The sequence below is a fragment of the Candidatus Accumulibacter contiguus genome (assembly GCF_012940005.1).
Taxonomy (GTDB): domain Bacteria; phylum Pseudomonadota; class Gammaproteobacteria; order Burkholderiales; family Rhodocyclaceae; genus Accumulibacter; species Accumulibacter contiguus.
The window spans coordinates 1-8,331 of the sequence record NZ_SPMX01000098.1; the positions used below are offsets into that span (position 1 = coordinate 1).

Annotated in this window: 10 protein-coding genes, 1 tRNA gene and 1 pseudogene; 7 read left to right on the forward strand and 5 right to left on the reverse strand. The window is 61.0% G+C overall.

The window, feature by feature from the left end; translation table 11 throughout:
• The 6 genes from mltG to E4Q08_RS22720 form a co-directional block, all read left to right on the forward strand.
• Positions 1-765: endolytic transglycosylase MltG (mltG, locus tag E4Q08_RS22695; protein ID WP_169072072.1), on the forward strand; the 765-nt coding region annotated here is incomplete at its 5' end.
• Positions 762-1,397: a dTMP kinase gene (gene tmk, locus E4Q08_RS22700; RefSeq protein WP_169072073.1), complete on the forward strand. Its 636-nt coding sequence runs from the start codon at positions 762-764 to the stop codon at positions 1,395-1,397. The genes mltG and tmk, both read left to right, overlap by 4 nt.
• Entirely contained in the window at positions 1,394-2,509 is a 1,116-nt protein-coding gene (gene holB / locus E4Q08_RS22705) for a DNA polymerase III subunit delta' (protein WP_169072074.1), read from the forward strand. Before tmk ends, holB begins: the two co-directional genes overlap by 4 nt.
• Complete coding sequence (locus tag E4Q08_RS22710; RefSeq protein WP_034918700.1) at positions 2,443-2,823, forward strand: PilZ domain-containing protein; 381 nt, start codon at positions 2,443-2,445, stop codon at positions 2,821-2,823. The genes holB and E4Q08_RS22710 overlap by 67 nt, the downstream gene beginning before the upstream one ends.
• A 5-nt stretch (positions 2,824-2,828) precedes the next feature.
• The gene (locus tag E4Q08_RS22715; protein WP_169072080.1) at positions 2,829-3,611 is read left to right on the forward strand and encodes a TatD family hydrolase; all 783 of its coding nucleotides are present in this window, start codon (positions 2,829-2,831) and stop codon (positions 3,609-3,611) included.
• Complete coding sequence (locus tag E4Q08_RS22720; RefSeq protein WP_169072075.1) at positions 3,608-4,264, forward strand: ankyrin repeat domain-containing protein; 657 nt, start codon at positions 3,608-3,610, stop codon at positions 4,262-4,264. Before E4Q08_RS22715 ends, E4Q08_RS22720 begins: the two co-directional genes overlap by 4 nt.
• Here the strand turns inward: E4Q08_RS22720 and E4Q08_RS22725 are convergent.
• The 5 genes from E4Q08_RS22725 to E4Q08_RS22745 all read right to left on the reverse strand — a co-directional run bounded on the left by E4Q08_RS22725 (position 4,256) and on the right by E4Q08_RS22745 (position 7,968).
• The gene (locus E4Q08_RS22725) at positions 4,256-5,695 is read right to left on the reverse strand and encodes a 3'-5' exonuclease family protein (RefSeq protein WP_169072076.1); all 1,440 of its coding nucleotides are present in this window, start codon (positions 5,693-5,695) and stop codon (positions 4,256-4,258) included. The two genes, E4Q08_RS22720 and E4Q08_RS22725, sit on opposite strands and share 9 nt — an antisense overlap.
• A 31-nt stretch (positions 5,696-5,726) precedes the next feature.
• Positions 5,727-6,611, reverse strand: a complete 885-nt coding sequence (locus E4Q08_RS22730; protein ID WP_169072077.1) for an alpha/beta fold hydrolase — start codon at positions 6,609-6,611, stop codon at positions 5,727-5,729.
• Positions 6,612-6,617: 6 nt separating this feature from the next.
• On the reverse strand, positions 6,618-7,052 hold the full coding sequence (gene dksA / locus E4Q08_RS22735; protein ID WP_169072078.1) for an RNA polymerase-binding protein DksA: 435 nt from the start codon (positions 7,050-7,052) through the stop codon (positions 6,618-6,620).
• Between the two features lie 360 nt (positions 7,053-7,412).
• Positions 7,413-7,489, reverse strand: a tRNA-Val gene (locus E4Q08_RS22740).
• Positions 7,490-7,698: 209 nt separating this feature from the next.
• On the reverse strand, positions 7,699-7,968 hold the full coding sequence (locus E4Q08_RS22745) for a hypothetical protein (RefSeq protein ID WP_169072079.1): 270 nt from the start codon (positions 7,966-7,968) through the stop codon (positions 7,699-7,701).
• Positions 7,969-8,055: 87 nt separating this feature from the next.
• On the opposite strand from E4Q08_RS22745, the pseudogene E4Q08_RS24185 reads away from it, so the two are divergent.
• Positions 8,056-8,331, forward strand: a pseudogene (locus tag E4Q08_RS24185) (hypothetical protein); the annotation flags it as partial.

Below are 8,331 nucleotides of genomic sequence, written 5' to 3' on the forward strand. Positions count from 1 at the left end.
ATCAAGGCCGGCAGCTACGAAATCGCCCGCGGCGTGACACAACTGCAATTGTTGAGGAAACTGACCCATGGCGACTTCACGCAGGCGGAACTGGCATTCATCGAAGGGTGGACCTTCCGGCAAATGCGCGAGCGCCTCGATGCGCATCCGGACCTTCGCCATGAAACCACGGGTATTCCCGAAGCCGAGATCATGCGCCTGCTGGGCGCACCACAGGTGGCCGCCGAGGGACTCTTCTTTCCCGACACCTATCTTTTTGCCAAACGCAGTAGCGATGTCGAACTGCTGGCGCGTGCCTACCGCGCGATGCAGCGGCATCTGGAGCGCGAATGGTCCGCGCGGGCGGCTGCTCTGCCGTATCGTGATCCCTACCAGGCCTTGATCATGGCTTCGATCGTCGAAAAGGAGACCGGGCGCGAACAGGATCGCTCGCTGGTGGCCGCGGTGTTCGTAAACCGTTTGCGCCAGGGAATGCTCCTGCAGACCGACCCGACCGTGATCTACGGTCTGGGCGAGAATTTCGACGGCAATCTGCGCAAAAGCGACCTGCTTGCCGATACGCCCTACAATACCTACACACGTGCCGGTCTGCCGCCGACACCGATCGCCATGCCCGGCCTGGCTTCCTTGCGGGCCACACTGCATCCGGAGCTCAGCGAGGCGCTGTATTTTGTTGCCCGTGGCGATGGAACGAGCCATTTTTCACATACGCTGCCTGAACACAGGCAGGCGGTGACTCGCTATCAGAAAGGTGGCAAGCCTTGAGTCCAGGGGAGTACAAGTCGCGCGGAAAATTCATCACCTTTGAGGGCATCGACGGTGCCGGCAAGAGCAGTCATATGGCCGACGCAGTAGCCTTTCTTGCTGACCAGGGCCGGACGGTGCTGTCCACCCGTGAACCAGGAGGGACGCCGCTTGGCGAAAAACTCCGGGAACTGCTGCTGCATCAGGCGATGCACCTCGAGACGGAAGCGTTGCTGTTGTTTGCGGCTCGCCGTGAGCACCTCGAACGGGTCATCGAACCGGCCCTCGAACGCGGTGACTGGGTGATCTGCGACCGTTTCAGCGACGCTAGCTACGCCTACCAGAGCGGCGGGCGTGGCCTCGACCGGGTGAAATTCGCGCAGCTCGAACAGTGGGTGCATCCTCATCTGCAACCGGATCTGACACTGCTTTTCGATTTGCCGTCGGCCATCGCTGCTCGGCGCATCGTTGCCCAGGCGCGCGACCTCGACCGTTTCGAAAGGGAGCGTACAGATTTCCATGAGCGCGTGCGCCAGGCGTATCTGGAACGTGCAGCCGCGGCGCCACAGCGCATCCGCGTCATCGATGCGGATCAGGCCCCGGAAGTGATCCGGAAACTGATTCAGGATACGATTGCAAGACACGCCTCATGAACATGATTGAATTGCATTCCACAGTCTGGCAACAATTGTGTGCACGGCGAGCACAGTTGCCGCATGCGTTGCTGATGGCCGGCCCGCGGGGTATCGGAAAATTCGAGCTGGCCAGCGCCTTCGCCGAATCACTGCTCTGTGAAGACCTCGATGCCTCCGGTTTGGCCTGCGGCAAATGCCTGGCCTGCGGTTGGCTTGCGCAAGGCAATCACCCGGATCTGCGTCTGTTGCGGCCGAACGCGCTCGCTGCCGAGGCCGGGGCCGAGGCCGGTGAGGGCGAAGATGCGGGCAAGAAGAAGCCCAGCCAGCAGATCACGATCGATCAGGTACGGGCGCTCGATGACTTTCTGCATGTCGGTACCCACCGCCATGGTGTGCGCGTGGTGTTGCTCAACCCGGCCGAGGCCATGAATCGCTCGACCGCCAATGCTCTTCTGAAATCGCTGGAAGAACCGATCGCCTCTACCCTGTTCATTCTGGTTTGCAGTGAACCGCATCGATTGCTGCCGACCATCCGTAGCCGCTGTCAGGCGATACCCGTGCACAGCCCGGTGCGTGACCTTGCCGGACGATGGTTGCGCGATGCGGGGGTCAGCGATGCCGGAAACTGGCTGGCACTGGCTGGTGGTTCGCCGCTGCTGGCGCTTGAACTCAGCGGCAGCGGCGAGCGCGTGCTGCTCGATTCGCTGCTCGCGCAGGTCTCGCGTGGGCAGGGGCTAGACCCTTTGGCCGCCGCCACCAGCCTCGACAAGCTGGTCAAGGCCGAAAAGCGCCCGGCGCCCTTGAAGCGCGTTATCGACTGGGGGCAGAAGTGGCTGTTCGACCTCGTTTTGGCGAGCGAAGGTCTGCCAGCACGCTATTTCCTGGCGCAGAGACCGCTGCTGCAAGACCTGGCGCAAACCACCGACACCCGCAAGCTCTTGGCATTCCACAGAAAGGCGATACAATACAAGGCCCATTGCGAGCAACCCTTGAACAGCCGCCTCTTTCTCGAAGAGTTTTTTTTTGAGTTACGTGCGGCTGTTCCGAACTTCCTGAGAGGGATATGGCAGAAGCAAACACCAGCAAGCCAGTTGCCCCCGCAGCACCGCGCCCGAGCGTATTGTCGCTGAACATCAACTCGAAGTCGGCGTTATACGCAGCGTACATGCCGCTCTTGCGCAACGGTGGAATCTTCATTCCGACCACCCGCAACTATGGCATGGGCGATGAGGTGTTCATGCTGTTGTCGCTGATGGAGGATCCGGCCAAACTGCCGATCGCCGGTACGGTCGTCTGGATTACCCCGGTTGGTGCGCATAACAACAAGGTCCAGGGGATTGGTGTGCACTTTAAGAACGACGAGAGTGGCATGGAGGCACGCAAACGCATCGAGGGACTGCTCGGTGGAGTGATGCAGTCCGGTCGCCCGACGCATACCGTCTGATGGGGATGCTGGTCGATTCGCACTGTCACCTCGACTTCCCGAAGTTGTCTGCCCATATCGAGCAGGTGCTCGAACTGATGCACGACAATGGCGTGGGTTGCGCCGTATGCATCGGCGTCACCCTCGAAGACCTGCCACGGGTGCTGGCGCTCGCCGAGGCCTGGCCAACGATCCTGGCGTCGGTTGGCGTGCATCCCGAGACCACCGGGGTGCGCGAACCGACGCTTGCCGAACTCGTCGAACTGGCTCGCCATCCGCGGATCATCGCCATCGGTGAGACCGGGCTGGATTACTACTGGCACAAGGATGCGCCAGAGTGGCAGCGAGAGCGTTTCCGTACGCACATTCGCGCTGCCCGCACCGCCGGCAAGCCTCTGGTGGTCCATACGCGGGAGGCGGCAGCCGATACCCTGCGAGTGATGCAGGAAGAGGGTGCCGGCGAGGCTGGCGGGGTGATGCACTGCTTCACCGAGACCTGGCAGGTCGCCGAAGCGGCGCTCGATCAGGGGTTTTACATTTCCATGTCCGGCATCGTCACCTTCAAGAATGCGCTCACGGTGCGGGAGGTGGCAGCGCGAGTGCCGCTCGACCGCCTGTTGGTGGAAACCGATTCTCCCTATCTCGCGCCGGTACCCTATCGGGGAAAGACCAACCAGCCTGGCTATGTGAAACACGTTGCCGAAGAGATGGCGAGATTGCGCGGCCTGAGCTACCAGGAGCTGGTCGACGCCACCACCAGCAATTTTTTCCGTCTGTTTCCTGATGCCCGTACGAAAGTTCCTCAATGAAAATGATTGCTTTGCTGTTTGCCTTGCTCGTCCCTGCCTGTGCTATTGCCGGAACTTATGAAGACATGGAGGAGGCGATGATCGCCGGTGACACGCCCTGGGCGATCCAGTTGATCAACCGCGGCATGGATGTCAATTCAGTCGATGCCTCCGGCAACACGCTGCTGATGCAGGCGGTTCAGCGTGGGAACATGGATTTTTTCGACTACCTGCTCAAGCATCGCGCCCGTATCAATACCCGCAACCGCAACGGCGAAACCGCGCTGAGCCTGGCGGCCTACAAGGGCAAGCTGCCGTTCGTGAAACGTCTGGTGGAAGCGGGCGCAGACGTCAACCTGTACGGCTGGCCACCGCTGATCTACGCGTCTTTCAACGGCCACGCTGCGGTGGTCGACTACCTGCTCAAGAAGGGCGCCGAGGTCAATGCAAGGACCGCGAATGGTTCGACGGCGCTGCTGTTTGCCGCACGCTTTGGGCATCTCGAGGTCGTCGAACTGCTGTTGCAGAGCAACGCCGATCCGAATCTTGCCAACGAGCGTGGCGCGACGGCCATCGACTGGGCACTGAAGACCGAGAACACCGACATCGCCGACCTCTTGCGCAAGGCCGGCGGGCGTCCCGGCAATCCGGCGGCCATCGAACGCTCAAAGTGAGAACGCTGGGCAGGGACGAACGCGCAGCTTGCCCGTCTGCAGGACCTTGTGGATGAGCCGGTAGATATCAGGGTCGAAGCGGTTGCAACTCGGGCCGTCAGCCAAGCGCGCCTGCAGGGCTTCTTCGCTATTCAGCGTGCCCAGCAGGCGCCAGCGATCGACCAGATGCAGATCCTCACGCATACCGAACTCGTCACGCTCGATCAACACCACCGGTCCCTGGTACGGCCAGACCTTGACCTTGAACTTGGCCAGCGCGCTCATCAGGCGGGCGCTGTGCAGCATCGCAGTTTCCTTGCCGATGCAGACGCCGCGGCAGTTCTTCTGCCGGAAGGCGGCGCAGGCCTCTCCTGCTGCCGTTTCTTCCAGCCCGAGCTGGCGGTGGCACAGGCGGTGTGCATCGGCGAGCGTGCGCAGGCTGCGCTGCGCCTCGCGACGAGTCGGGTACAAGCCGAACAGATCGTCGGCAAGCGCAAAATCGATGTCTTCTGCAAAAACGAGTTGCGGCCGAAAATCGCCTTGGCCGTATTGCCGTAGTTGCCAAGAACAGAGTCCATTGGCCGCTGCGTGTCTTTGCAAACCGTGGCTCGCGACCGCCGGCCCGATTTCTGGCGCCGAGCGGGCGAGTTCGATCTCGCGCAGGCGCGCGCCGAACTCGCCGGCTGCATCACGCCACCCGATTTTCCTGGTGTCGCGGATCAGTGCGGTGTCGCGCTTGTCCGGCGTGAAGTGTGCCAGAACCTGTTGGCGGAGATTGCTGCTGCGCCTGCTCAGCAGCAGGCGACCATCCTTGCCGTAAAACGCATACGCACCTGCCGCCTCGGGCAGATCGTCGATCAGCGCAGCGTCGATCTGCGGTGGCAACTCGGGGCGACCGACAATCGATGCGACCGCGCCTTGGATGGTTGCAGCGGGCAGTTGCCGATGCCAGCACTGCCACAATTCCCAGAGGACGCGCGCGTCGGCCAGCGCACGGTGACGATCGCCGCTCAGGCTGAGGCCATGGCGCGTCATCAGGGTATCGAGGTTGTGGCGGTGGTGCTCGGGAAACAGCTTGCGTGAGAGCTTGACTGTACACAGGCTGGGTGCCCGAAAATCCACCCCGAGCCGTGCGAACTCGCTTTTCAGGAAGCCGTAGTCGAAGCGCGCATTATGGGCGATGAGCAGGCGACCGCGCAGCCGGTCGAGCAGTGCCGGCGCGAGTTGCCGGAACGTGGGGGCAGAGCAGAGCATCGCGTCATCGATGCCGGTGAGCCCGGAGATGAAAGGGGAAAGCGGCGTTTCGGGATTGACCAGGACGCTCCATTCCTGTGCGCCGTTCTCATCGACTTCGATCAGGCCGACTTCAATGATCCGGTCGTTCGCGAAATTGGCGCCGCTGGTCTCCAGGTCGACAAAAATCATCGGTTCGGGCGCGAGAACGGCATTCATCGGTCGCTATGCAGGAGCGCCCGCGGGCGGATCAGCGTTCTGCAGCTTGTGCCACGCTGGCGATCGCATCGGCGAACACCTCGGTGAGCGCCAGCGGGAAATCATGTGCCATTCCTTCGATCACCCGCATCTTGGCCCCCGGGATGTGCGCCGCCACATCATAGCCACAGGCCACCGGAATCAGCGGATCTTCGGCACCGTGCAAGACCAGCGTTGGTGCCTGAATCGTCGCCAGCAGGGCGCGCCGATCACCACTGGCGAGAAAGGCGGCCAGTTGCCGGGTTACCCCACGCGGGTGGAAGCCGCGCACATGCTCCTCGGTGAAGACTTCCCGCAAACGCACTGGACAACTCGGGTATTCCGGACTGGCGACGGCCAACTGGCGTCGGATGGCGTCTTCGATGAGCGTTTCCTTGTCGCGCGTCGGCGGCAGGGGCGCCATCAACGCCTGTGCAGCCTCGCGCGTCGGCGGCGGCAGGTCGGGGTGGCTGCTGGTGGACATGATGCTGGTCAGCGACAGCGTCCGCTGCGGATAGAGTGCCGCAACGATCTGCGCGATCGCGCCGCCCATCGACGCACCCACGAGATGCGCTTTTTCGATGCCCAGCGCATCGAGCAGACCGACACTGTCCGCCGCCATGTCCTCAAGCGTATAAGGCGCGGTCACTGGCGTACCGGTGCGCAGTGCCCGGCCGACGTCCGGAACGCCGGCCGCGTCGAGTTTGCTTGACAGTCCGCAATCGCGGTTGTCGAAACGGATCACGCGATAGGCACGGGCGACGAGCGCCTCACAGAGTTCGATGTTCCAGCGCCCCAATTGCGCGCCCAGCCCCATGATCAGCAGGATGACCGGTGCCGACTCGGCGCCGAAGGATTCATACTCGATCTGAAGATTGTTGGCAGTGATCTGTGGCATGGCAAATCAACCGAATCGGCGTTTCGCCAGTTCGCGCCGCTCCTGGGCTTCCAGGCAGAGGGCGGCCGTAGGCCGTGCCAGAAGCCGGGGGATGCCGATCGGCTCGCCGGTTTCCTCGCACCAGCCATAGTTGCCTTCATCAATGCGTTTCAGGGCTTCGCGGATTTTCTGGAGCAGTTTTCTTTCGCGGTCGCGAACGCGCAGCTCAAGGGTGTGTTCCTCCTCGGCGCTGGCACGATCGTTCCAGTCGGAGCTCGTTGCACTCTCCTGCAGGTGGCCAGCCGTCTTTTTCACGGCCGAGAGCAAGGTTTGCTCTTCGTCGAGCAGTCGCCGGCGGAAAAAAGCCAGTTGCCCGGCAGACATGTATTGTTCGGGTGACGCGGACAACAGCGTCGCCTCGGTTTCTCCATCAACTCGTCCGGCAGGCTTGTCCATGTTCATCACTCCTTCAGTTTCTGTTTGACCACCGATCGCGGGGAAGGGTTTGAGAACGCTCGTTCGACCTCGAATCACCCATTCGGATTGTGCGGCAGGTGGCGGTCGGTCCACCTTGCTGCTGGCTTCAGCCATTCATGTTAGCGCATCGCGCGTCGATGGCATAGCCTGGAACCGGAAAGCCGGATAGAACCTTTGGTGAGACGGTGGAGGTATTTGTGTAATGGATCAGAAGAACTGCCTGGCTATGAACGCAGGCCAACCGGAATTTGCCGATGGCTTTGGACAGTTTTTCTTGCGACAGCAAGACCGGCTTCCTTCATTCTTGCTGTTCCATCCAGCCAAACCAGTTTACCGTGGTTTAACTGGTAGGCGCGATTGGACTCGAACCAACGACCCCCACCATGTCAAGGTGGTGCTCTAACCAGCTGAGCTACGCGCCTTCATCAAAGCCAACATTGCATATGACCTCAAGGAAGCGCGCATTATACGGGGCTGGAAACTCAAGTCAAGTGACCTTAACACCGATCAGTTTATGGAGACGCCGAAAATGCGGGCAATGGCAAGCCGGTCTCGCCAAGCCGATAGAGCTTTAGTACAAAAAAACTGATGGGTGTTAAGCAGGTCGTCCTTTGCCATGGCCATGGCAGTTTCAAGTGTGGTCAACCGCCAGGACTTCGAGTAGCGTCACCATGCCCTGAGCCGCGTGTTCGAGGGCCTGTACATCGTCTGTGTTGACGTCGCCGGGGGCCGAGCGCAGCCGCTGATGGATCTCGACAATCTGTTCGGCATGATGCAGCAGGCTTTCACGGATCGTATTGAGTTGCTGTACCTTGGCGGTGCTGGCCGCGCGCAGAGCCGTGATCGCTTCGTCACGCGCGGCTTCGCTATTGGCACGGTCGAGGTCGCGTTGGGCAATCATCTCGTTGATCGGCTTCCCACTTAAAGCGGGACAGTCATGCTACCGATAGAGTCTGAGGATGAAGGGAGCTGAGGAGATGGGAACTGGTTGCCGCATCTCCTGTATCATCAGTTTTATGACAAAAAAAACTCTACGACTCAAGCCATACGGACAACCAGCCGCGTCATTTTTGCCGCACTTACAGACCAGGGAAAACGAAGCCTGCGTGCAGTGGGGGAATTAATTCATCGCCCGAAAAGCAGTGTTCATCGCCACCTGCAAGCGCAAGCCCGTAGGAACCGACATCCTGAATCGGGGTTTTGGGAAACCGAAGAGGGGGAGGCATGGCTGAGATTGCTGGTATTTGCTGTGCTGTACACGTTC